The organism is Bacillus cereus G9842, from assembly GCF_000021305.1.
Taxonomy (GTDB): domain Bacteria; phylum Bacillota; class Bacilli; order Bacillales; family Bacillaceae_G; genus Bacillus_A; species Bacillus_A thuringiensis_S.
Genome location: NC_011774.1, coordinates 114,613 through 140,001 on the forward strand (window position 1 = coordinate 114,613; position 25,389 = coordinate 140,001).

The window sequence follows — 25,389 nt, forward strand, 5'->3', positions numbered from 1 at the left end:
ATGTTTTTGATGTGATTTACATTCTTATAGTAAAATAATATGGAAAACCAGTATATTATAAGCTCTTTAAAGGTACTATAATTCTTTTAGAGTTATACATGCAGTTTAAAAATATTAACCAATTCTTAATATTATTCAAGAAGAGACACATGGTGGCATTTTTACAACGCTGGAGTTTGACACTAATTTATCCTCTAGATTAAGAACTAAATAATTGGTTGATTCTTATATGAAATATATCAATTTTATCAAAGGATGGGACATTACTTATGAACAACAATATTCATTTTGTAGATATCGGATTTTCAAATTATGTGGATGCTGGTAAAATTTTAACAGTAAATCGACCTGATTCTTCACCAATTAAACGTTCATTACAGCACGCAAAAGAAGCAGGGCGTTTTTTAGATTTAACACAGGGAAAGAAAACAAGAAGTATTATCACGCAGTCATCTAATACAGGTTTAATTTTTACAGCTTCTGCTGTTCAGACATCCACAATTATGAATCGCATTCGCGAGACTGAAGTGAAACAGTCAAAACGAATGGCAGGAAAATTAATAGAAAAGTCTGTTGAGGTAGGAAATCAGTAATTAAAAATGAGGGAGACAAAGCATGTGCAGAGGATGTCATTTACATGTTCATAGCGAAGAAAGTGTACTAGAGGGCCTATCTAATGTAAAGCATCTAGTCGCTAAAGCAAAATCTAGTGGAATGACTGCCCTAGGTATTACCGATCATGGCGTATGCAGTGCAATACCAGATTTCATAACAGAATGTTTAGCAAATGGAATTAAACCGATTCCAGGTTGTGAAGTATATACTACAAAAAATCGTTTAATTAAAAATGAAGACATGGTAGAAAAGCGGATTAAATTGTGCGAAAAATATATGCTAATTGATAAAAAGGGAAAACCAAAACTGAAAGTTCTTCATGACTTTATTCGTAAAGTAGCCAAAGATATGAAAGTTTTTGAGGAAAAAGTTCATATAATTTTAAAAGATTATTTAATGTCTATAGGAAAGCGGACAGAAAAAACTTTAGATTTATTTTCAACCTGTGAAATTGATTTAGAAAATCAGTTCGTCTCTCCATCATCAAAAATATCAAAGTATAAAATTGATTCATTCAAAAAGGATATTTTCGACTATATAGATCATGGGAACTTTCATATGGTCCTTCTAGCAATAAATAATAAGGGATTGGAAGATTTATATGCAATTGTATCGGATGCTCATATCAATGGTTTCTATTCTGATCCTCGGACTGATTTGGCTTATATCCGTGATAGGGGTCTTGGTAATAACATTATTGCTACGTCTGCTTGTCTTGGGAGTTATTTTAGTCAATTGGTGTTGGCAGGACGCATTGAAGAAGCAAAAGAACATATTCATGAATGTAAAGATACATTTCATGAATTTTACCTGGAAAAGCAAGCTACTGAAATTCCTAAACAAATTTACGTTAATGCTGTAATTGATCAACTTGCTGCAGAAACAAATACACCTAAAATATTAACAACAGATGTGCATTACGCAAATAAAGAAGATAATGAAATACATGATATTTTGGTAACCTCCTCTATTGGAAAGTGCATTAATGATGAGAATAGACTTGTATATGCACATGAATTCTGGATGAAAACAGAAGAAGAGATGTTAGTAAAATGTAATGATATTGAAGCATGGAAAAATACCATGAGAATTGCGAATAAGGTAAATGTTACTTTACCGAAAGAACCATTATTTCCTAATTTTATTGTGGATGGCTCAGAAACAGTCGAAGATTTATTAAGAAAAAAGGCTTGGGATGGCTTGTTTGAAATGGCTTTAACAGATGGTATTGATGTGAATTCATATTCCAAGAGACTGCAATATGAATTAGATGTTATCTGTTCTGAAGGATTCCAAGATTATTTCTTAATAGAAGAAGATATGATTGATGCCGCTGTAAAGGCTGGTTTTCTAGTAGGACCAGGACGTGGTTCTGGAGCAGGTTCACTTGTATGTCGATGCTTAAAAATCACTTGGTTAGACCCTATTAAATATAATCTATTATTTGAACGTTTCTTAAATCCTGAACGTGCCGGATATCCTGATCTTGATGTAGATTATAGTTATGAAGGAACTCGATTTGTCTTAAATTATCTGAAACAAAAATATGGAATTGATAAGGTTGCACAAATCGGGACCAAAGGTACATTAGCAGCTAGAGCTGTATGTCGTCGTACAGGGAAAACACTTGGATTGGATACAGCGACTCAAGATGCTTTTGCAAAAGCGATTCCCTCACGACCAGGTATTACATTAAAAGAGGCGTATGCTGAAGAATCAATGGTACAGCAATATGCTCAAATGTATCCTAAGTGGTGGGAAGCGATGCTTGCTTTAGAAGGTCATGTTTCACAAGTGGGTGTTCATGCTGGAGGGATTGTTCTTTCTCCTGAACCAATTACAAAAGTTACACCACTTCGCACTGATAGTGAAGGGATTGAAACTACTCAATATGATATGGTTTGGATTGAAAAACTCCTTGTAAAATTTGATGTACTTAAAGTAGAGACACTTGATATAGTAAAGAAAACCTTGGAGTTTGCAGGCTTATGGGGGAAAATGAATATCTACCGAGATATTGATATTAACGATCCTCTTGTATTTGAGCGAGTATATAATGCATTAAATTTATCTGGGATTTTCCAATGTGAGTCTGATTTATTCAAAAAGATTATTTCTGAAATGAAACCCAACTCATTTGAAGATATTTCGGTAATTGTTGCACTGGGCCGTCCTGGGCCGTTAGATCTAATTCCTACATACGTTGCTCGTAAGTGGGGCAGGGAAGAATTAAAATATCCATTCAGTGCTTTAGAGCCAGTTTTGCAAGAAACCTATGGTGTTTGGGTTTATCAGGAACAAATAATGCAGGCTTCTAGGGTGCTAGGAGGATTGACACTAGGGCAGAGTGATATGATTCGAAAAGGTGTATCAAAGAAAAAGCACGATTTGATGAATAGATGGATAGATTTAATGATTTATGGAAGTGAAGAATATAAGAAAAGGCATGCTGAACTTGTTTTACAATATCCCAAAGATGCTGAAGGGAAGCCTACCCTTTGGGTTGATTATGATTATGCAAAACAGCCATATGTAGAGGGAGCAATTAATCGTGGATTCGATGAACAAACTCTACTTCAAATAAAAATTGATTGGATTAAGTTTGGTAACTATTGCTTTAATAAAGCACATTCAGCTGCATATGCATTGCTATCTGTCGTTACAGCTTGGTTAAAATGCTACTATCCTGTTGAATTTATGTCAGCGCTGTTAACCTTCTCAGAAAGAAAGAAAGATAAGAATAAGAAGCCTAAAAACATCTATTACATGAAAGAGTGTGAAGAGATGGGCATTACTATCCTTCCCCCAGATATCAATGAATCTATGGCAGGATGGGCACCTATCAAGACTGAAACAAAAGGTATATTTTTGGCTAATTCATTTGCTGGATTTACAACAGAAACCATTAATAAATCAAACGAAATACGCTATGGGTTATCTAGTATAGCAGGTGTAAGTGGTGAAACTGTAGATGAAATTATGCAGAACCGCCCCTATAAATCTGTTGAGGATATGTTATTAAGAGTTGATGGGTCAAAAGTGAATAAGACTAAAGTTACTGCATTAATAAAGTCTGGTTCTTTTGATAATCTAAGTAAAAATCGAAATCTCTTATTACGAAATTACATGCAGTTTCGTAATGAAGAATATGAACATATTCCAAAAACAACTAACAAGGGTGACATTGTTGATTTTGAAAAAGAATGTTTTGGTGTAAGTATTACAGTCAAATCCAGATGGGAGAAGTTAGAAGAAGGTAAGAGTGCTCAATTTACTGGAGTTATTCGTTCAGTAGAAAGTTGGAAAGCTCGTACTGGAAAAACGCACTATACACTTTCATTAGAGACTCAAGAAGAAGTAATCATGGTGACAGTATGGGGTTATCTAATGGAGAAGTACCAACAAACGCTAAGGCTAGGTAATAAGATAACAATCAAAGGAGAAAAGAGCAGAGATAAGTTTACAGCTAATTTTTTTCAAACTACTTGTTGATATGTATGAAGTTGAAATGCTGGTATAAGAAGGGGCACATATGAATTCGTATATAAAACATCTATTTCATGTTACTGTTCGATCATTGAAGCGAAAAACTTTCATAAAAGATTTTAAGTGTTGGTGGAAGTATAAGTATGAAGATCGCCCTTACTAGAAATCATGAGTTGTATAGATATGGTAGGAAAAGGAGCATACTACTTGGAAAAATAGAGGCGAACTAAAAACAACAAATAACACCACACCTAAATGCTAAAATTTCACGTACCGTAATAAAGAAATAAAAAACCAAACAGCAGAACAAAAGAGGCTACACTGGCTTGTGTCGTCTAAACGTGCAGGAATGTTTAGAATTGGAGGTTTACAATATGTTGTGACTTGTAATTCTATTGCAGTTGAAAAAGTAAATGATTCATACCCACGTTCAAATTCTAGCAACAATGCAACCAGCTAGAATTTTTCACCAAAAAAGTCCCCTTAACATTGTTAATCGAATCTTATTTACATAATATAATTATGATTAATTACTGGGATTTGATGTTGAACAAAACTATTATGAAGATGCTAATTGCTTTCTTAAATTCAATCGTTATTGTGTAGAAAGTAAACAATTATTCTTACATTCATACGAAGATTATTATTTTAACGAACATTAATAGCTGAAATAACATTTGAGGAAAATTCTATTCAAGAAGAAATGAAGATTTTATGATATAATATATGTAATGCATTACATGGAAGGTAGAAGGGGATTATGGAGCTAACACTAACATAATTAGATTATCAAACAAAAGTAAATGGAGAGCTAGAATTAAAGGGAAATCTGCCCGTAAAACTAATAGAAACAACAGGTAAAAACTTTGTCCTACAACGAAAATATCCAAGTAACGCTGGATTTGATTATCTTGCTCGAAAATTGATAAATCTATTATTATTAAGCCCGGTAAAAGGGCTTGTATTCCATTAAGTCTTGGTATCAATATTTCAATACATCATACTGAAGATTTGCGTCCTCGTAGTGACCTTACTAAGAAAAATAGGGTAATGGCTACTTATGGAACAATCGATATAGGTTATATAGGAGAAATACAAGCCAACATATTTAACCTTGGTAATGAAACACTCCATATTGAATCGGGAAATCGTATTGCACAATTAGTTGTATCACTGCTCGCTAAGCCTAATAAAGGATTCCTTTCTACAATTCTTGATGCATTTAGAACTCTATTAAAAAGAAAAGCAAACGGTGTTGCTGCTATGAAACTGGTAGATAATCTAGTAGAACTAGAAAAAAGATAGCAGTTTTGGTAGCTCAGGAGTTGCTTAAAAAATTAAAGGAAGATGGTGTTCATTATGGGTTTTAAAATGAAATACGAAATCGAAAAACAATACTTAACATCTAAAACAAAACGTCGCTCTGGTATTAAGATGCCTGGTGTTAAATTCATGGTTGCACATGATACAGGAAATCCTACATCTACAGCGCAAAACAATGTTACATATTATGAGAATAGCCGCAATGAGATGTCAGCATCTGCACATATATTTGTAGACGACAAGCGAATCATTGAATGTATTCCATTCTTAACAGGAACTCCTGAAAAGGCATGGCATGTACTCTATAATGTAACAAAAGATAATCAATTATTTGGTGGAGATGCTAATGATTATGCTGGTGGCGTTGAGTTATGTTTTGGTGGGAAAATTAATGGGGAAGAAGCGTATAAGCGTTATATTTGGGTGCTCGCTTATGCTTGTTACAAGTTTGGTCTTAATCCAGCTAACTCCATTACGGGACATGAAATTTTAGATCCAACACGAAAAGTTGATCCTAGCCAAGGTCTTCGTACAATGGGGAGAAGCTACTCTCAACTTTTAAAAGATATCGTTCGTGAATATAATAGCTGCATTAACGGTGGTGAAGATGTTACGATTTCTAAACCCCAACCACCAACAGGCGGCAGCGGTGAACCTATTGGTAAAGTTGTAATTACAGCAACGGCAGTAAGACTTCGTGATCGTCCTGGTATGGATGGCATTACTTTAAAATTATTAGATCATGGAACAGAGTGGGCGGTCTTTTACAAACAAGGAGACTGGTATAATCTTGGTGGCTCAAACCAATTCTGTACAGCGGATTCTGAATTTGTTAACTTTATTCCTTATAGAAATAATTCCGCTATACCATCTTCTGATTCAAGTAGTACTCTTCCAGATGGAGTATTAAAAAAAGGGTCTAGTGGGGAATCCGTTCGAGCTGTACAAAAAGCATTAACAAGTGTATATTTCTATCCTGATAAAAGTGCACCTAACTATGGTTGTGATGGATTTTATGGAGACAAAACAGTGAATGCTGTATATCGTTTCCAATCTGTTTATTGCAGTAATGCTGATGGAATCTACGGCCCAGAAACAAAACGTAAATTAATTGAGCAAATTAACAAATAAAAATAAACACTTAAAGGCTTTTTTCTAACGTATTCGCCTACTTATTTTGATAAAAGGAGATTATAATTTGAATGTTTCATGCACTTCCTGTGCATTGTTTGCATATATGCTTGTCATTCCTTTTACCTATAACACCGTACCATATTAGTTAAATAACCAAAAAGGAGATGCTCCATGGAAAAATATTTGGCACAAACACAGGCACTTTTAGGTATGATACAGGCCACTATTTCAGAAGAAGAATTAAAACAATCCAGTAAAGCAGGAGAAGAAATGTGGAAAGAAATCCGAGGAATTACAGATAATTACCAATTAAATATTCAAGAAATGCTAAATGCAATACTTAGTTGCCATTATACAATTTTAGAAGCAGTTAATGAACAAATTCATGAAACCAAAAAAGAAGAACAATAATAATGGAACATTAAAATAAACAGTTCAATTTTAATCATCTCATCAAATATTTTTTTACTTAAGGGTTTTTTTAGCAAAACATCCAAATTGACTAAAAATACGACCAGAACGTATTACTCGAAACAAGAAAACAAATTAGCGCTACGATTATATTATTCAGAATCACAACAGACTATCAATTCATACAATCTAAAGAATGCTATAGATGATCGGTAAAAAAATTGGCTCACTAACTAAAAAGAAAAGGGAATAAGTGATGAATAAATATAACAAAGGGAATAAAGATTTAAATTATCTTTATATCATTATTTCAATAATCACATTTGTGTTCATGTTAATAAATATAGGAACAGATTGCGAAATCTTTACTTTAATTACATCCACAAAAGTATTCATTTATGCAATTACATTATACGGATTAATTAAATTAGATATCTACATGAAAATAAATATTTTAAAAAATGAAAGGGAGGAAAGGAAAATGAAAAGCATCAAGTTTTTTAGTAACTCTAACTTTTTCTTTTCTAGTGTATTATTAATATCACTATTTATGCTCCTTTTTCAAAACACGGTTGAATCAGTCACAACATTGTTTATATGTTTACTAATCACTAGTATTGGCTTACTATTAGTGAATATATATTTCACAACTGATAGAGCATTAAAAATGCATAGTAGTATATTAAATGATGAAAAAGAAGAAAAATAAAGAGCCTAAAAAGATCTTTTTTCTAACTTAATAAAGCAACCCCCTGCCAAAAATGACAAGGGGTTGCTTGCGATTACATCTATTAATTTAATTAAGATAATTATAACAAATGAAACAATAGGATACAAGTATTGTTTTTTAGCAAAGCTTGTAAAATTATGTCTTCACAGTTTGTAGTAATTTATGCTAAAATGGAAATGCGATTACATACACTAGCAGGGGGACTGCTATGCCTATTAGGTGAAGTCTATCCTCATGTTAATGTTTGTTTAGTCGCACCTAAAAATAGAGTGCGTTTTTTTGTGCACCAAAAGAGATCTTTGAAAAAATAATACATGCTGACATAAAAAAAGAACCTTTTCGTTGGGAGCGAAAGGGTTCTGGTAGAGAGTTACCGTAATTCACCAAATAAAGGTGAGCTTTATCACATATGTAATGATAGTATAACGGAAATTCTCTGTCATTGTCAACGCAATGGGAGGAGAAAAAAGTGAGTGATTTTCAGGAGCAGAAGCTAAACTTAAAAGGGCGCACCGGAAAGCTACTTTACTACCGAAATATTGACACTGGTAGAGTCGCTGAGAAGGTAAGAATAGTAAAAGGGCAGCCGCAAACATATTTTACGCCGATATTGGATCGAGTATATTTTACAGAGAACGATGTTCGTAAATTCAACTTAGATCGCCTTGGCCAACCATTACCATATATGCATGGTCATATTGTAATGATCCATGAATATGTGTATGATTTTTGGGGGCATTACATACAAGCAGAAGGATTAGCATTATACGGACACTTATTGCGTCATTGTTATGGTGATAAAAACTGGTGTTTCCCTGACTTGCCACTATTGGCACAAAAAATGGGGAAAAGTGCAAATACAGTTAAAAAGTATCTGAAAATACTTGAAGACTATGGCTTTGTTTATAAGTTTTTAGTGCAGAGCCAGAAAAATAACAAAATGGATGAAAGTCCGCTTTATAAGGTAAGAAAAAAGGTTCCCTTCCTATCACAGGACTTGATTAATAAATTGCCTGAAAACCTAAAAGAGCACCATGAAAAATTCATGAATAGATTAGTAGAAAACTTTGAAGAGATTCCTGAATTCAATGCGGAAACTGATTACTCTCAAATCTATGATGATCTAACAGAGAGTGGAGAGCTTAGAAAGAAACCTATATCTCCAATGCATATTCAGAAGAGTGAATTCCTAAAAACAAGAGAAATTAGAAAATCACGTTCTGAAAAAGATATTGATACCTGGATGAAAGTATTAGAGATCATTCAACATACAAAGAACGTTTCTAAGCCATCATTTGAAACGTGGTTTAAAGGGAGCATATTCCTTGAAAATGGAAACCATTTCTGTATATATAGTCGAACTAAGTTCGCTGCAGACTGGTTAGCATCACATTATAAAGAGTTAATTATTGAATCTTTACAAGAATGTACGCATTTTGATGAAGATATTCATACACTTGTTTTTGACTACATGGAAGTAGCAGATGTACAAACAGGAGAAGAGTGAGATTTCACTCTTCTTTTTTTATAGCCAAATTTCATTTCTTTATTCTAACTATTTTCAACTCGATTACTGAAGGGGATAGTATAATAGAACTAGTAACTGAAGACGTGTGGTGGGAGATTGTATCCTTTCTTTCTCTGATCTCAAGGGAAAAAGGAGTTGTAACCGATATGGATTTTCACTACAAATATAGCAGAATGCTACGAAATTATTCGTAACAGTATTCATAACAACTTTTGTAACTGCTTATGCAAATAAGCTTGTAAAAGGCAGTAATCAACGTAAAAGAGCCACCTCCACGTCAGCCAAACGTAATAAATGTAATTCAAAACGAAAATAAACTTTTTGCAACCTACCACCTAACGGTAGAATTTATATATCAGACGGGATGTTTCCAGCATCTCGTCTTTTATTATTATGCACTAATTTAAGTAGTTAAAACTATTCGTGTAAGAGAGTTCATCTCTACATACTCATCATAAAAATTATCGGAACATTCACATCATTTATACTTAATGGATGACCCCGTTGTTATCGGCGTATCAAATTCTGATACCCTTGCCCATCAAAATTTGATACGCCGCCTATCAGAATTTGATACCCGTATATCCATTTTTTTACAACCAGCCTATCAAAATTTGATACCCTCGCCTATCAAATTTTGATACCCTAAAATAATAAATTTTTTTATTATTTATCAACAGCAGAATGCGTTTATCCCCAGAAAATCGCCCATCAAATTTTGATGGGTGAAAACTCGCCTATCAAAATTTGGCGGACCCCCGTCAAATTTTGATACCGAATCAAAAAGAATTTAATCATATTTTTTTATTATTAAATATAAAGAGTGAATAGTTAAATGAAGAAATTTTCTTTAACAAAATAAACAATGATTTTTGACCAAAACACTAAAAGCATCCATTCTTCATAGAAAACTTAAAATTACCATAAAAAGGTAAAGATATATGAGCTAATATATTAAGGGAGTTCGATACAACTTCAAATTAGTGTTATTTAGATTGAAGAAATGGGTTATCTATTATTGTAGTTTTAAAAATACAATTTTTAGTAAGGGAAGAAAAAAACATATAAGCGTTAAAATATTTCTATATTATAAATATTTTAATTAATTACAAAAAAATTATATATATTCTTTTAATAATATATTGCACTGATTAATTGTTCATACTGTTATAATAAATTTGGCAATTAAATTGACTAAATAAGGATATTGGATTATAATAAATTCACATAAGAACGTAAGTTCGATTTTCGAAAGGGGAATTTTTTACATGTCTACTTTATTTCAAACAACTCAACAACTTATCATGGTAGAACAAATCTTAGAAACCAGCTTAGAAAGAATTGAAGAGATTTTAATTACATATGATGAGGAAATTATGGCAGATACTGAGTAACAAGGGAGAGTTTAATATAAGTAGATGACAAGGTTATTATTATAGAGGTGTGCGCCTATAATATAAGTTTACCTTGTTAGGGAAAATGAAAACACAATACAAAATGTCGTATTTATATATAGATAATATTAAAATTCATCAAGGAGGATTACATGATTCGAATTGCAATAGGAATTAAAGGAAAGAATAATGATTATATACCTGTAGGAGTCTATATAGACGGTTCGGTGAAGGAGTTAACAGTTAATGAACTCAATGAAAATGAGTGCAATCACTATAACGAATTATCAAGATTTTTGCATAGAGGGAGTTTCTCTAATAAGAAATAATAGCCTTAAATAAGGAAAAGAAAAATCAATCTATTTTACACTGTTATTTATTATATATAAGATGGTCTTTAGGTATATATTTGATCAAGCCTGGAGCCTTCAGTGCCTCCAAAGGAGGATTGTACATTAGTCATTGAAGTTAAAACAGTAGATAGGTAAATGAAGCTAAATATTATTTTTTATTTTAATGCCTTTTGTACAATTTTTATTTGGTTCGGAAGGATATCTAGTAGCTAATGGTAAAAGATTTTAAGCATCCTAAATTAGGGACTAATCCCTGACGTATCCTAAGTATAGACAGAACATTTTCAATGGCATTTATTTTAAAAATAAGTATGTCTCTTAAACGATACGACATATTTCCTAGATATGATATATCCTCATAAATATCATATTTAAAATTAGATAGAGCTAAACCTATAGTATATTATTTATTGATGAAAATGTAACATTAGAATAGCATCTATACATAAATTAAATGTACTATTCTAGAAAATTCTTTCCCCTCAAGTATATAAAGGATAATCATTCAACAATAAATTGAGGATGAATTTTGACTTTGATATAATTAGTTTTAAGAGATGAGAGCTTGAGATAACAATGAAATAAGATAAGTACACTAGGTATTTTTATGGATTGATAATAAATCGAAAATATAAAGAAGTTATTCAACATCAGAAAGGAATCCATACAACATATTAGATGCTTATAATTTTTGATAAAATAGCCTTTGGAAAAAAGCTATGGTTAATTATTCGAGAATGGATTTTTTAACGAAAAGCAACGACTAGTCGAAAAATCACTACTTTAACTAAACCCGTAAGAACTACGAAGTAGTGGATAATTCACTGCTTTTAAGCACCCTATTTTAATAGAAGAAAACAATAATTTTAATGAAATTAAAACTATATTGATTATTCAAGCTTTTATGAAGAACTTTCTTAAGCTAGTAACAGAAACATTAAACCAATAGATAGCAAAAAAATAATGCCTTCATTCTAAGTTTAAACATTTATGTACCAAATCTAATCATAATAAAGGGGAGCTATATTAAAACCATGAAAATATAGTAAATTATGATGTGGAGTTATTTTTTTACGAGAATTATGCTACGTCAGTTACATATGATATTCAAATTGATATCTAGTCGTATTTTTAGTATAATGATAAAGTATCGATACATCAGAGGACGCTCTGATTAGTCGCATGTTATAGGTTATAACATGCGACATTCATTTCAATTCATAAGATCAGTTTCACTTATAAAGTGTGCATAAGACAAAAAAACCTTCCTGATGAACAGGAGGGTTTTACTGTTTTTTTCTACTTACTTTTAATTAGTTTACATAAGAAATCTTATCGGTAGTCATAAAATGTAAAAAAAAACCATCTCAAATAGACTACATAACTTATAATTATGAGATATTAAGTATAAATATAAGTTATGTATAAGTGAAAAAACTATATATAATTATGTAAAAATATATTGATTATAAAACATTATTTTGTATTAATGTAAAAAGTATTTCTTATGAAAATGTTTAATCTCAAAACAAAAAGTAATCTTGTATTTTGAGACGAAATAAGAAATTATAGCATGCTACAAAAAATGTATATCTTCCCTATTAATTATATACATAAAAGTAAATATAAAAACTCAAAGGAAATCTCCCTTTCGATCGTCTTGTTGAGCAGATGGACTTCTTTGCAAGCTCATTGAGTCATTCTTCATTTATTTTGAATTGATTAAACTTTTTGAATTTTATTCTAAAGAATTTACTCTTATTAACATAAGTCATTGTTTTCTCTTTTGAATTTGGAGTATCATCTGTAGAGGCTTTTTTCAGAGCTTTGTTGTGAATCTCTTTCAAAACTATTTCCAAAGCTGTATCACCCAATGATTCAAGTTTTGTTTCATAATAGTATCCATGGTTATGAGAATAGCGATCCTTGACTTCGTTTACAGGGTTACTCAAATCAATTGCTTTATCTTTGATGTCGTAAAACTTACCGGATACATAAGATACATAGTAAATTGCACTCTTTTAATTAGTAGATTTTAGGTTTACGAAATTTCTTTTTCGCTGCATTGTATTTGTATACAAATACAAGTGTCTTCCAATTGATATAGTTTCTCTTCTCTTGTGAATAGAGCTATCTATAAAAAGGTTTGCATATAAGTAGAATTAAGTAAAAACAGTTGTATATTTGTAAAAATACTTTCATTACTTCAAGCTCATCCATTTTAATAATTGCATGAATTGTACAAAGAGATTATAATGAAGAAACAGAACATATGTCATATGAATTATATATGATTTTCCTAAAAGAGATTCTCTATTACAGAGGATCTCTTTTTAGTTGAAATTTATATGTACAAATAAAAAGTAATTTATATTGAATAACTATATAATTTAATTCAATATAAAAATCCTTTTCTTTATTATATGTAAACAAAGAAAAGGATTTTATTAGATGTGTAATTTTTACATAATTAAAGTTGGGTTTATGGTTATTTAAAATTATGCAAATGGATAACATTCCAAATATGTTGGGATTAATACATAGTGGCTAATTAATTTGGGATATAGATTAAATTTCATAAAAAGATTCTTAAATAAGAGGACCTTTTTTGAGAAATAATTCAACTGTTCTCCAAACGGGTGAATAGCCATCATTAGCTAGATCTTGTATAATAGTATTTCGTTCTCTTTCAGTAATAACATATTTAATCTGCTCTTCTCCTATTTTATTTAACCAAATTATAGCATAACGGTATTTGTGCATAGATATCACTGCTCCTAATAAATAAAATAAATTGCTTTTTAGTTTAGTATAGAAATTATAAAGAATAACCTTTAAAATAATTGATCTTTTTCTCAGTGCTTAATTTAATTAGTTCTGTATTTTATGAGTTGATATATTAATGTACTTTATACTGAATTAAGTTAATAATTATTGCTAATATCATTCCTCATAAATATTTTCAAGCAGCTGTATAAATAGATCTTATTTTGATTATCTTAATGATCTAAGAATTAGAACGGTTTAATTACTGTAATGAATATGTGTAACTCGTCTTGCATTATTTATTGCTTATAGTGTTTTAATTGCAGTTTCTTACTGTAGTATGTTATTTTACTTATGGTATTTACTCTTTAATTAATGATGTAACTTATCTAAGAGATAAAGGAGTATCTGGTTTTTTAGTAGCCTCTTATCAAAGTGACAATTCCATAATGTTTTGTGTTAAGAATTGTTTTACAGCAGGATTCTTTTGTATTTTTAGCCACTTAACATAGGCTAAATTATCTGTACCAAATGCTCCAGATCTTTTGGAGTAAGGAACTTCTTTTTCGAATTGTATCCATAAATTAATGTGCTCTTGCGGATGGGCTTGTGCAAAAGTATTTGTAATAAAAATTGCTTTCGAAATGTATTCCATGCTCATAGGTTATTCCCCCTCAAATAATTTTATGTAGTTTTCATTATTAGTACACTATAAGTAGGATTAATGTTACCAGATTTAATATAGGATTCGTGAGAAAGATTGGTCATCAAGTAAAACTGAAAATAAAATAATGTTAGATTCATTTTTTATAGTTTTTGGTATACGAAACCTACGTTATAATACAAAAACGTTCACTTCCAAATACAATTGTAATGCATTACAATTGTATTTGGAAGTGAATGTTTGAAGAAATTAGGAATAATTTATTTAGATACCGTTTGAATAATGCTAAAATTATATTATATATATTATTGTTTTGTCTAATAATATATTTTATTTATACTATTTATAATTTGTAGAGGAAATATATGATGTATAGGGATATCAGGATTGGTTTTGAATCATAATCAGTCTAGTAGGCATCACTACTTTCATAAATTTCATTCGTAGGATACATTCAGTAGCTCAAAATGGCTATACTGTACTTAATTTGAGGGTATTTTTATATAAATGTCTTCCTTTTTATTTATTAAAGCGAATTAATAATTGATAAAAATTATTAATTTGTGATTTTATAGTATTTAAATCAGTAGTATTTTAATCTATTATAATTAATATTTAAAGGTAAATAGAAGAATCACAAAAATCTTCTATTTATCTTTAAATTCTTTCATCTTTCTCCAGATATCTTCTCTTAATTCTTCATAAGATTCATATCCAATAGGTTCTAAACCTAAGTCATAGAAAAAGGTATCTAAGCATATTTCTATTAAATCTGATTTCGTAATAGAGCAGCCACCGTTAAATTGATTTTCAGTAGTAAAACTTTTTGCCCATTGATGAACTTCTTTGTTTGCGCAATCAAAACTTGTTTGAAGTCGTTTGCTTCCATAAGAACCATTTACAATTCCTTCTTCTCGGGCAAATAAAGCTACTTTTTTGGGGATTTTTCGTCCATCTATTACAATATGCTTTTTAGGTCTAAGGACAATGCTTGCTTCCATATCGTCTATAATATTGTCATATGCTTGCTTAAGATTTACTTCTTCAATGTCTTCTACAACTGTTGCAGTGGTCTCTCCTTGAGTTTGCTGAATAATTTTTGGAGGAGCCTTATCAATTTTTACAGGTGGCGGTGTAGTTAAATTAGTATTTCCTTGTCTATGTATATTTCTCATTCGATCTTTTGCGCTACTCATAAAATAACCCCCTATTTATCTTTTTATAGGATTATTATACAGTAAAAGATGAGGTTTGACAATTTTTATAAAAAGTATTTCTTATGAAAATACTTATCTTTATTCATTCTTGAAAAAATTATATTTATAGATGAAAGTGAATCGGAAATCAGTATTTTTATATGTACTTGTTTTATCCTTTTTAATCAAAAGTTAATAGGGATAAAATAATGTCTGGCTAATTATTATATAATTAGGTTTAAGAATTTTAATACTTATTAGCTATTATTGAATTTGCAAATATAAAATTTTCGTAGGGGTTTATTGGAAAAAGGTAGCTCGCAAGTAATTGATAGACGTTCATTTATATTATCTTTAGTATTTCAGGGAGTTATAATGATATTATGTAGTCCCACATTTATTTTTATATTTTCCATCTGTAATATTAAAGGCAGTGCGTGTCACTTGATATCTATTGGATTTAAAACTTTTTAAAGAGGAAACTAATATATGTACTTTACATTTTTTAAATATAATAAAGAGCTCGAGAATAATACTCAAAGCTCTTTAATACTTATTTTTCTAAATGTAAAGTATATTTAACTAAATCGTTAATCTCTTTTGATATTTTATTTCTAAAATTAGTTCTTCCTAATGCTAATGCATGGTTAGGTTGATTTACATAGTTATCTAATGTATCAAAAATCATTTGTTGCATAAAGCGTACTCTATTTGGATCTATTTCGTATTTTTCTAAATTTTGTTGAGATTGTTTTCTAGTCTCTTCTAGTTCTCTCTGCAGTTTTTCTACTTCTTTATTCATTCTGTTACGATCATCAATTAAATGTTGAATCAGCTGCTTATTTTCAACAGTAGTTAATTGCTCAGATAAATCTTTTAAATAAACAATATTTTGTTGAATCGTTTCATTCATAACTGAAATAATTTCTTTATCTTGATGACTCAATAACTTTTCAGCAGTATGAACTTGATTCGTTTTATTTAGGAATTGTTCTATTTTTTCATCTAATGTTAGTTCTTTTACTTGAAAATTAGTAGTATTGATTGCATTATCAGGTATAATCTGTTTAATTTCTTGTAAATCATTAACTTTTTTACTTTCTTTTTCCTCGCTAGTTTGTTTAGTAGTAAAAACATTATTTATATCTGTAACTAAATCTGATTCAGATATTAGAACTTCTTGTTTATCTTTATCAGCTGGATGAATTTCACTCATCTTTGATTCAGTAGAACTCTCTTTATTCTTTAAGTGGTTTTGAATAAATTCTTGAAATTTTTCTTCTGATTTCTTAGATTTAAATGGAATATGAATATTTGTTTGATTAGTATCTTTCTTTTCTGCTGATACGTTAGTTGAAGGTAATGTAAATATTTTTTTATTATATTTGCCTCTTCTATTTAAAAGAAGTAGAGAGCCATCTTTAACTAAAACACTTAAGTGATAGTCCATTGTGGGACCTTGAACCCCAAATTTATCAGCTAAATTTGAAGAGGATATCTCAGCTTCTCCATTAGGGGACAATTCTATTTCTCTGACAACCTCTTTATATAATTCATCACGATTCACTTTATTTTGCAATGGTCTAGCCATATAAAACATCTCCTTTAAGAAAAAAGTTCCTTACAATCATAATAATCCGTATGTGTTAAAGAATGCAAGAAACTCTTAAAAAAACAAAAAAATATGGAGAAAGTATGTGAATTTCTCCATATTTTTCTGGTATTTCTTCAAGAAATCGTGAAGGATTATACCTCATTTGTATGCCATCTTATTTTATTCTTTGGGCTGTATATCTAATTCTCTTGCTTTTCTCCTGGGATTTTCCGAGAAGAGAATATCACTTTATACCAACTAAAATATAATAGGAAACGCTAATTCTTTTGATACATCAATTGTCATAATTTTTATTGAGTCAATTGCATGCCCCCGTTTGATATCTACGAGTTGTGAAGAACTTTTTACTACTTCCCATCCTGTTAAAGTTAAAATAGGACCATAAGTACGTTCACTGCCTCATATTGTTGGGCATTTAGTATCTTAAATGTATTTAAATTTGTTTGTTCAACAGTTGATAGTGTTATGTCCCTAAACTCTTCCTTTCTTATTTGTAATATGTAATAGCGATAGATTTTAGTTCATTTTGATCTGCACCATTAAATTGTATCATTTGGTAAGTAAATCCTACATTTTTTGCAATACTTTCAACTTGATCTGAATATCCTTTAGTACCAATAATAATAAATTGTTCGTTCCCATCCATAAGACTTAGTGACTTATATCTATTAGGTGCTTCGAAAAAAGGATATATTTCGATAGGTACTTTTTTTATTTCTTGTAGTATTTGCTTCATTCTGTTTTGTACTCCTAATCATTTAATTTATTTATTTTCTTACATGGGATATACGTCTTTGTATATCGTAGGATTGCTCTTTTATATTTCTTTTCTATTTTTTACTATGCTTTAGTTAAATTGAATTTTTAAAGGTCCTTTATCAGGATATAAAATTCATCAGTGATGTAGGACTTTCAAACCTTGTGTCACTGGGAATCAAATTATTTTTAATTATGATTTACAATATGTAAAGAAATGCATTCCGGTTGGTTTAATATAAAGGCATTGAAAATAGTAATTTAGGGTTATCCGTATCCTTGAGTTAGATAATACAGCGTCAGGTAATGTTCGTAATGTTATGCAAGTTCATGGCCCAGATTATAGTAATCATCATTAAAATAATTCTTCAAGAATTCAATCTGAAAAATCTAGTTTTATTTTTGGTTTTTGTAACGTACTACAATAAAGCATTATACTCAATTATATTTTTCTGCAAAAAGTATAATTGAGTATAAATAGTCTGGAAATTTTAAATGGAAATCACAAAAAGTATACACTTTCAATAAAGTGTATACTTTTTGTTAGATAATCTTTTATTCATTGACTATCCTTTTCTTTTCTCGCTGGATCCATTATAAGTTTTTTATTAATATGTAATAATTTTATATAAAAATTAATAAATTTCAAGCAGACAACGTTCATTTCGAGCGTTTAATGATAAAATCTTTCCGTGTAATTGTTATAACTGTATATTATTAATAATGAATTTAAAAAGCAATTTAAAAGGATAAAAATAACGTTTATTCATAATGATCACATAATATTTCAAGTTTATCAGCAAATTTAATTGCGAGTTTATCTATAATATCTTCAGCAGACCCAGGATTAGCTGAGATCTGCTGAGATAATATTTCAATGATTTTCTTCCCTTCTAAACTAGATGGTTGATCATTTTGAAAAAAAGTAAAAACTTTTTCAACGATAGTATCATTTTGATCTTTCATATTAGCCCACATTAAAACACTCACAACCCTTTCTTAGTCTTTAACTATATAAGCGGTTGTTCCATCACCTAATGGCTGACTTGAAATGATTTTATTTGAATCTATTCCAGACTGTTGCGCACGAACAGCAGCTAACTCTTTTTGTAATTTCTCAATTTGCTGTTCTAATTGAGCCTTCTCCCTTTGAACTTTTTCAAGTGATTCTTCTTTTCCTTTTAATACGGATTCAAGCCTATTTAATCCAGATGTTAATTGACCAGCTTGTTTCATAATATCCATAATTTGTTGAGATTCATCAACAGAAGAACCATAGTATACAATTTCATTGGATTCAGCTTTTTCTAATGATGGAACAATACCGATAATACCTAACTTACGCAATTTCTTAATCGCTCTGTGTGCAGTAGCTTCACTAAGTCCTGTAGCTTCTCCCATTTTGCTCATAGATGCTTTTACCGAACCGCCTTGCTTACCGGCTGTAGCTTTAATATAATTAAAAATTTTTTTTTCATTTTCTGTTAGCATTGATAATACCTCGTCAATATTCATCATTCTTTAAAACATCTCCTTTTTCCTCGTGTATATCTTTTAAATATGTAATGTACTACACATAAAGTCGATAACAATAATTAATATAACATAATATCAATAATTTTACTTCTATCAGCGTTTAGTTTTTTGAAGAATGATGAAAGATACTAGCAAATGCTCTAAAAATCGTTATATTTTGCTGTATATTTAAATATCTCCTGTTAGTATAACGATACAGGTTTAAATAGATAAATAACATTTGATGGGAAAATGTACAATATAAAATCTTATAATTATATTTGTCTATATTTTTTCTCAATTACTTCATTATTTACAACATCTATTCCTCTAATATTAGCTATCTTTATAATCTCTTCAATAGTGTATATGCGATAATTATTTTTTGGATTTCTTCGTGCTATAGGAATTAGATGATTTGTTTCCCAATACATCAGTGTATCCCTATGTACACCTAATATTCTTGCTGTCTGTTTCATTGTATAATCTACTTTTAGTGTATTCATATTAAGAACTCCTTTATACTGTACTGCCCTTTTGCAGCCTTGTTCATAAAACAAGGCTGCAAATATTTAGAACAAATAATCATTTGGTCGAATTATCAGATTTTTTATGCGATCTAATACAATGCTCAATAGGGATTAAACAAATTACAGTTTTACTCAATAGATGATGTTCATATTGGTTAAATATAATTTGTATATTTAACCAATAAAGGAATCCTTGTAGATATAGATTGAATTTTAATAATGCTATCACCATCAAAAGTAAGGATAGTGATGGAATCCGATTTTTTATTTAAAATAGTTAAGATATCTAGGTTACTCATTACATTTTTCACTTATTGCGACTTTCCATGTAGTTGTTTTCATTATTTTTTGTATTGTTCCAACCTGTGTAGTTCTGAATAAATATATCTAATGCATTCTTTACATCTTTTAAATCTTTTAATGCCTTGAATGCTGTTTCATCTTCTATCTGCTTAGCTGTTACTTCTTTTGTAATAAAAGTACCTCGATCATTTAGAACACGTGAAATCCATTGAGCCATTAGTACAAGCATTTGATCTGGAATCTCTTCTTCTCTTTTTATAATTTTAAAACATGCTTCTAGAGTATTATCAATCATACGAGCCTTAGCTGTTTTTTGAGGCATACCACGATCATGATGATAATCGTATATCCCATAAATAAATTGTCCTAATGAATGTGTTGGATTTAATCTATTTCTTGACATTATTTATCACCACTCTTATAAATTTTAATATAATTGGTATCAGGGCTAACTAAATACTTTAATTTTTTAACATTATAGTATGTATGGTTAACTATCATAAAAAAATGGTACAAAATGAGTAGATATCATACTATGTTTGGATTTCACTATTTCTGCTTGAACCTTCAATTAAATTACTCCGGCTAATAAATAAATGTTTAATACCATAAAAAAAGATCCATTCTCTATAGTTCATTATTGTTGTGCAATTGCAGGAAATCCGATATTTTCTTGTATACTCGCTGGAGCACCTACTCGTACTGAAGTTTGTTGCTGGGGTAAGAATCCTGAATGAATAGGAATATTTGATAGGCCCCCTCCTTGTTGTGGCTGTTGTCTAGTTTGGTTTGCAACATAATTTTGATGATTGGGTTGGAAGCCACTATGTTGTGGTTGAAAGTCTACACCTTGAGTTTGTTGTTTAAATTGACCTGTGGGTTGTTGATTATCTAAATTTCCACCATCTAATCCGATAAGATTTGTAACTTTAATGGTTGGATAATAAGTGTATGTTCCGTCAGTGTTTTTCGTTTGTCGCAATTCAGGAATACCTTCAATAAATACTTTGCGTCCTTTTGGGCAATGGTTTAGTAGAAATTTATAATAACCATCTGAATTCTCATTTCCCCAAACTTCTATAAACCAAAAATCTGCTTTCTCACCACCACGATGATTTATAACAACTTTTGAGCTGGCAACTTTTGAGTTATTTACAGGTTTGGATTCAGGGTCCTTTACTAAACGCGCAACTACCTGTATTTTGACATGATTATCTGCACCATTATTTCTATATCCACTATTATTTTGTTGTTGACTTGAGAAATTACCATTAGGTCGAGTTTGGTAATTATTTTGTTGTTGATTGAAGTTGTTATAACCGTTATAACTGTTATGCATTGTAAGTACCTCCATCATAATAAATTATATTATATTCAAAAATATCCCATAGATTGGATCAGATTTAGTATTTTAAGTGGTAATAAATTATTTTATCTGTATGTTGAATGTTATATATTTCTAATATATGAACTGAATTGCATTGCATTTGGACTTGTAGCTTTTCGCCTACAAAAATAACTCGATTATCAGGATACAAAAAGTCTTGTTCAGTACCGTCAGGAAAAACTAAGATATTTCTCATTTAATAAGTTCCTTTAAATCTTTCGTATTGAGTGTAAAAGTACCCATAGACAATTCACATACCTTTTTTAAATCTATCAATCTTAAAATTATGGTTATTAAGTCTTTAAAGATATTATATTCTTTAATATGTAAGTATCGCATATGGTTTTGTACTATTTTGTGTGGAACTGAAACATAAATAGTGCTAACAAAGTTATCAATCATTTTCTTAGCTATAATGGCTCTATTTCTAGATAATCTATCTATATAGAATAATTCGGAGGAGTGTATAACGTATTTCCTTAATTTTTGAACATCCATGTTTAGTTCAATCCCTTCTTGTTTTGGTATATATTGTGTAATACATAAAATAGTCCCTGTACTGGATTTTGTGAAATAATGTGTTTATATACTAAAATATTAACGAGAAGATTGTTTAGCACGATGATATTTTTAAATTTAATCAAAAAGAACGCCCCATTCTTTTTGTAAGATGTGAGGATTCTTACTAATTTGAATGAATAGTTATAGTTATTTAGGATAATGTAGTAAAAACTAAATAAAAACTCGTGTGTTTTCCAATATGCTTTATCAGGTTTCTATTTTCTTGTGTAATCTATGTCTTTCCCTAAGTTTAGCATACTAAAATAATGTTTGCAAGGCATTACATTAAGGGGTGTTTATCAAGAATGATACTCTGAAATAGATTTATCAATTTGTAGATTCAATAAAAAAATAATTAGAATCAATGTAGTAAAGCTTTGCGAATTTGGTGATATTTTTTCACTTGTACATAGTTTTTAGTATGTCTTAAAAAAATTCCATGTATGTTCTAAGAACTATGCAATATTTAAATGATTATAACCGTGTAATGATTCTATAGCTGATATTTATTGTTATAGTATTCCCTAAACTTATATACTCTTATTCCAGTTTATTTTTTTAATCAATCTGGCACTGTACTGTGGATTAGATTGGTACGTGCTATTCTTATAAGAAGTTTTCTTTAAATATTATCTAATATCTACAAAGTAGATTTATACAGGTAAAAAGGCAAGAATTTGAATCTCTTGCCTATTCACTTAAAATATAAAATTGGGCCGATAATAGTTCATCTAAAGAAAACATAATGCTATTATTATTAACTATCGTTTGTTCGCTTCCTATTGTATGGAAGATGCTTTCATATAAGCTATCTCCACGCTTGATAAATCGTTCTGTATTTTTGTAGCTAATTTTTATTTTACCGCCATCTTTGTAACAAGCTAATGCATCTCTTAAGGTAGCTCTTTTAAATTTTTTATTCCTTTGCATAATTACAAAATGAGATTGAAGTACATCAGTTCCAAAATGCAATGGATAGGTATTTTGGAAAGCTTTATCAAAAAGCATAAAATGACCATTTTCATTTTTTGTCACACAAGAATCTTTTAATGGACCAGATACGCCAAGTGCTATCTCTCCTAATGGTAGATCTAATAATTGAGCAGCGGAATATATTTTTTGTTCGCTAGAATCTGAATTATATTGTGTGTTGCCTTGTTTCGTTTTTAATGAATCACATATTTGTTGTGCATCTTCTTTGGGTTCAATAGACTTGGATTTTATCTCATCTAACATCGTTTCTAAATCGATTTGTTCTAATCCAGGGATGCTTTTGACCATAGCTACCATTTCTTTGAAGTTTATTTCTACGCCCCCCCTAAAGCTTGTTGCAAATAACCATAGGTTACCGTCAGTCAACTTATCAAAATGGTTACTTAATAAAAATTGAAAGGCTTCTTCGGGTGTATTGTGTATAATAGATGGTTGTAATTCAAGTGTATAGTGCATAGTTGTATTTTCAAAAACATCAAATAAGAATTTTGCTTGTACTAGGTTATTCTGAATGTTTAGGATTTCAGATTCAATAATATATGAATCACCATTTCCTAATGGATTAATTAGAACATGGAAAAATGTTTTATTAACTTTATGGACTGTTTTCATTATGTAAAACTCCTTTAATATATTTATTCTCAAAAACATTCTCCGTAGAGAATTAATCTTCATATTTTGGCACACGTCTCATTAATTCTAAATCAGCATAAATTTTTCCTTTTTGGAAATATAATTCATGTAAGTTATAATCATGTTCCTTTTGTCTTTTTTCTAGTGCACTAATTTGTTTGTTTATTTCAATATATTTATTTTCTAAGTATTCAATTTGACTAAGAGCGGCTTTTTGTTTGCTCTGTAATCGTATTATCTGTTCCACGTAAAACTCCTTTGTTTTATTAAAGTAGAGAGAATTTTTATGGGAGATATGATAATAATGTTGTATCATATCTCTTAAAAATAGCTTTTCATTTTCAATATTCATTCTAAATATGCATATATTGCTTTCTTTTTTATATTAAAAATCTTTACCTTGTTCTATATACCAACGTACAAATCCTTCAGCAGACATGCCATATTGAGCTCCTGTGTTGATATATGTGATCATATAAGAAGATAATTCTTCTATTCTATCTTCAGATTCACCACTAGCTTTAACCGTACTTTTAATAATTGCATTTAAAATACTTTCTTCTTTTGTTCTACTCATAATTGATCACCTAAGTTGTGTAATTTGTTTTCTGTTTTTAAAAGGGTGTATTCAAAATTTATTTTAACTTCACAACAGTTATTTTTTGTTCATTAAGTAAAGTCTTTATTGAGAAGTTTTATTCTATTCAGTAATTGTTCTAGTTGTGTAAAATCGAAATTTTTATAGTTAAAGACATATTGAACTGATACCTCATTCTTAATAAATTTTTTAGAATCAATTTTATTAATTAATTCTTTCATTTATATCTATTAAAAGTTTAGTTAAGTGTTTTAGTTTCCCTCTTTAATTTTTTCAGTGTGTAAAATTGAATTATATTCTATACACACAACGTATTTAAATTTCCGAAACATCCTACATATTAAATTAATTCCTTAATTAATTATAAGAGTAAAGAGTACATCACTTTTTCCCTAGGTTCTTACTGTACGTTTTCCACGATATACTAAAAAAGACAATACGTCAATAAAATTTGTAATGCATTACATCGTTAGTAGGGTGTTGTTGTAATGCTCTTCTTAACGAGGGTAGTTGCTATTTTTTAATTACAAGTAATAAATAGAAGATGAAAATATTTACAATTGAATATAATGAAAAATACTGATGGATTTAATTCAAGAACAAAAGTAATTATTTTTTTACCTATCAGAATAATTCTTCTGTAAGTTCCGATATATCTTTTTTGTTTAAAATATATAATGCTCGATAGCTAATGGAATTAAAATTAGATACTTTCATTTTATTTATATTTTCTTTTTATCATATACATCAGTACCACTAAATTCTTGTTGAATTACTTATTACTTTAATATTATGATTTTTATTTTGTTCATTTTAGGCATTACAATTTAATTACCGATGAATAGAAGTAAATGTTTTTGATACAAATATAATTTATCTCCCCTACTCATATTATTTA

The 25,389-nt window shown here is 29.7% G+C and carries 23 protein-coding genes; 9 read left to right on the forward strand and 14 right to left on the reverse strand.

Annotation, left to right across the window (positions count from 1 at the left end):
- Nucleotides 1–269: 269 nt before the first annotated feature.
- The 9 genes from BCG9842_RS28855 (at nucleotide 270) to BCG9842_RS31510 (ending at nucleotide 10,950) form a co-directional block, all read left to right on the forward strand.
- Entirely contained in the window at nucleotides 270–593 is a 324-nt protein-coding gene (locus BCG9842_RS28855) for an extracellular matrix/biofilm biosynthesis regulator RemA family protein (protein WP_001063509.1), read from the forward strand.
- 22 nt (nucleotides 594–615) lie between these two features.
- Complete coding sequence (dnaE, locus tag BCG9842_RS28860; protein WP_000336775.1) at nucleotides 616–4,107, forward strand: DNA polymerase III subunit alpha; 3,492 nt, start codon at nucleotides 616–618, stop codon at nucleotides 4,105–4,107.
- A 930-nt stretch (nucleotides 4,108–5,037) separates the two neighbouring features.
- Nucleotides 5,038–5,406 carry a dCTP deaminase domain-containing protein gene (locus BCG9842_RS29005; RefSeq protein ID WP_396129919.1) on the forward strand — a complete coding sequence of 123 codons (369 nt, stop codon included), beginning with the start codon at nucleotides 5,038–5,040 and terminating at the stop codon, nucleotides 5,404–5,406.
- Nucleotides 5,407–5,460: 54 nt separating this feature from the next.
- Entirely contained in the window at nucleotides 5,461–6,555 is a 1,095-nt protein-coding gene (locus BCG9842_RS28870) for a peptidoglycan recognition protein family protein (protein WP_000505941.1), read from the forward strand.
- Nucleotides 6,556–6,729: 174 nt separating this feature from the next.
- Nucleotides 6,730–6,969: a hypothetical protein gene (locus tag BCG9842_RS28875; RefSeq protein ID WP_000417402.1), complete on the forward strand. Its 240-nt coding sequence runs from the start codon at nucleotides 6,730–6,732 to the stop codon at nucleotides 6,967–6,969.
- Between the two features lie 481 nt (nucleotides 6,970–7,450).
- Entirely contained in the window at nucleotides 7,451–7,678 is a 228-nt protein-coding gene (locus BCG9842_RS31140; RefSeq protein ID WP_141526688.1) for a hypothetical protein, read from the forward strand.
- A 490-nt stretch (nucleotides 7,679–8,168) separates the two neighbouring features.
- The gene (locus BCG9842_RS28885; protein WP_012614848.1) at nucleotides 8,169–9,206 is read left to right on the forward strand and encodes a helix-turn-helix domain-containing protein; all 1,038 of its coding nucleotides are present in this window, start codon (nucleotides 8,169–8,171) and stop codon (nucleotides 9,204–9,206) included.
- A gap of 1,289 nt (nucleotides 9,207–10,495) precedes the next feature.
- Nucleotides 10,496–10,621, forward strand: a complete 126-nt coding sequence (locus tag BCG9842_RS31855) for a hypothetical protein (protein ID WP_012614840.1) — start codon at nucleotides 10,496–10,498, stop codon at nucleotides 10,619–10,621.
- A 152-nt stretch (nucleotides 10,622–10,773) separates the two neighbouring features.
- Nucleotides 10,774–10,950 (forward strand): hypothetical protein, encoded by a 177-nt coding sequence (locus BCG9842_RS31510; RefSeq protein WP_012614842.1) that lies wholly within the window; start codon nucleotides 10,774–10,776, stop codon nucleotides 10,948–10,950.
- 1,721 nt (nucleotides 10,951–12,671) lie between these two features.
- On the opposite strand, the gene BCG9842_RS31145 is transcribed toward BCG9842_RS31510, so the two are convergent.
- From BCG9842_RS31145 to BCG9842_RS28960, 14 genes are all read right to left on the reverse strand, one after another.
- Nucleotides 12,672–12,926, reverse strand: coding sequence for a hypothetical protein (locus tag BCG9842_RS31145; protein ID WP_141526689.1), 255 nt, complete (start codon nucleotides 12,924–12,926; stop codon nucleotides 12,672–12,674).
- Nucleotides 12,927–13,563: 637 nt separating this feature from the next.
- Nucleotides 13,564–13,737 carry a hypothetical protein gene (locus tag BCG9842_RS31515; RefSeq protein WP_012614829.1) on the reverse strand — a complete coding sequence of 58 codons (174 nt, stop codon included), beginning with the start codon at nucleotides 13,735–13,737 and terminating at the stop codon, nucleotides 13,564–13,566.
- 433 nt (nucleotides 13,738–14,170) lie between these two features.
- On the reverse strand, nucleotides 14,171–14,401 hold the full coding sequence (locus BCG9842_RS28895) for a hypothetical protein (RefSeq protein WP_000061604.1): 231 nt from the start codon (nucleotides 14,399–14,401) through the stop codon (nucleotides 14,171–14,173).
- 650 nt (nucleotides 14,402–15,051) lie between these two features.
- Nucleotides 15,052–15,600 (reverse strand): hypothetical protein, encoded by a 549-nt coding sequence (locus tag BCG9842_RS28900; protein WP_000092891.1) that lies wholly within the window; start codon nucleotides 15,598–15,600, stop codon nucleotides 15,052–15,054.
- Nucleotides 15,601–16,153: 553 nt separating this feature from the next.
- A complete protein-coding gene (locus BCG9842_RS28905) occupies nucleotides 16,154–17,191 on the reverse strand; it encodes a helix-turn-helix transcriptional regulator (protein ID WP_012614838.1) in 1,038 nt (345 codons plus the stop codon).
- A gap of 511 nt (nucleotides 17,192–17,702) precedes the next feature.
- Nucleotides 17,703–17,951, reverse strand: coding sequence for a hypothetical protein (locus BCG9842_RS28910; RefSeq protein ID WP_000809628.1), 249 nt, complete (start codon nucleotides 17,949–17,951; stop codon nucleotides 17,703–17,705).
- A 782-nt stretch (nucleotides 17,952–18,733) separates the two neighbouring features.
- Nucleotides 18,734–18,937, reverse strand: coding sequence for a hypothetical protein (locus BCG9842_RS28915; protein WP_231740123.1), 204 nt, complete (start codon nucleotides 18,935–18,937; stop codon nucleotides 18,734–18,736).
- A gap of 33 nt (nucleotides 18,938–18,970) precedes the next feature.
- Nucleotides 18,971–19,489: a helix-turn-helix domain-containing protein gene (locus BCG9842_RS28920; RefSeq protein ID WP_000980976.1), complete on the reverse strand. Its 519-nt coding sequence runs from the start codon at nucleotides 19,487–19,489 to the stop codon at nucleotides 18,971–18,973.
- Between the two features lie 272 nt (nucleotides 19,490–19,761).
- Nucleotides 19,762–19,992, reverse strand: coding sequence for a MerR family transcriptional regulator (locus BCG9842_RS28925; protein WP_001094255.1), 231 nt, complete (start codon nucleotides 19,990–19,992; stop codon nucleotides 19,762–19,764).
- A gap of 331 nt (nucleotides 19,993–20,323) precedes the next feature.
- Entirely contained in the window at nucleotides 20,324–20,722 is a 399-nt protein-coding gene (locus tag BCG9842_RS28930) for a hypothetical protein (RefSeq protein ID WP_000089357.1), read from the reverse strand.
- A 234-nt stretch (nucleotides 20,723–20,956) separates the two neighbouring features.
- Nucleotides 20,957–21,658, reverse strand: a complete 702-nt coding sequence (locus BCG9842_RS28935) for a single-stranded DNA-binding protein (protein WP_000552022.1) — start codon at nucleotides 21,656–21,658, stop codon at nucleotides 20,957–20,959.
- A 1,299-nt stretch (nucleotides 21,659–22,957) separates the two neighbouring features.
- The gene (locus BCG9842_RS28950) at nucleotides 22,958–23,872 is read right to left on the reverse strand and encodes a hypothetical protein (protein WP_000859468.1); all 915 of its coding nucleotides are present in this window, start codon (nucleotides 23,870–23,872) and stop codon (nucleotides 22,958–22,960) included.
- A gap of 52 nt (nucleotides 23,873–23,924) precedes the next feature.
- Nucleotides 23,925–24,140 carry a hypothetical protein gene (locus BCG9842_RS28955; protein ID WP_000435029.1) on the reverse strand — a complete coding sequence of 72 codons (216 nt, stop codon included), beginning with the start codon at nucleotides 24,138–24,140 and terminating at the stop codon, nucleotides 23,925–23,927.
- Nucleotides 24,141–24,278: 138 nt separating this feature from the next.
- Entirely contained in the window at nucleotides 24,279–24,470 is a 192-nt protein-coding gene (locus BCG9842_RS28960; RefSeq protein ID WP_000091719.1) for a hypothetical protein, read from the reverse strand.
- Between the last annotated feature and the right edge of the window lie 919 nt (nucleotides 24,471–25,389).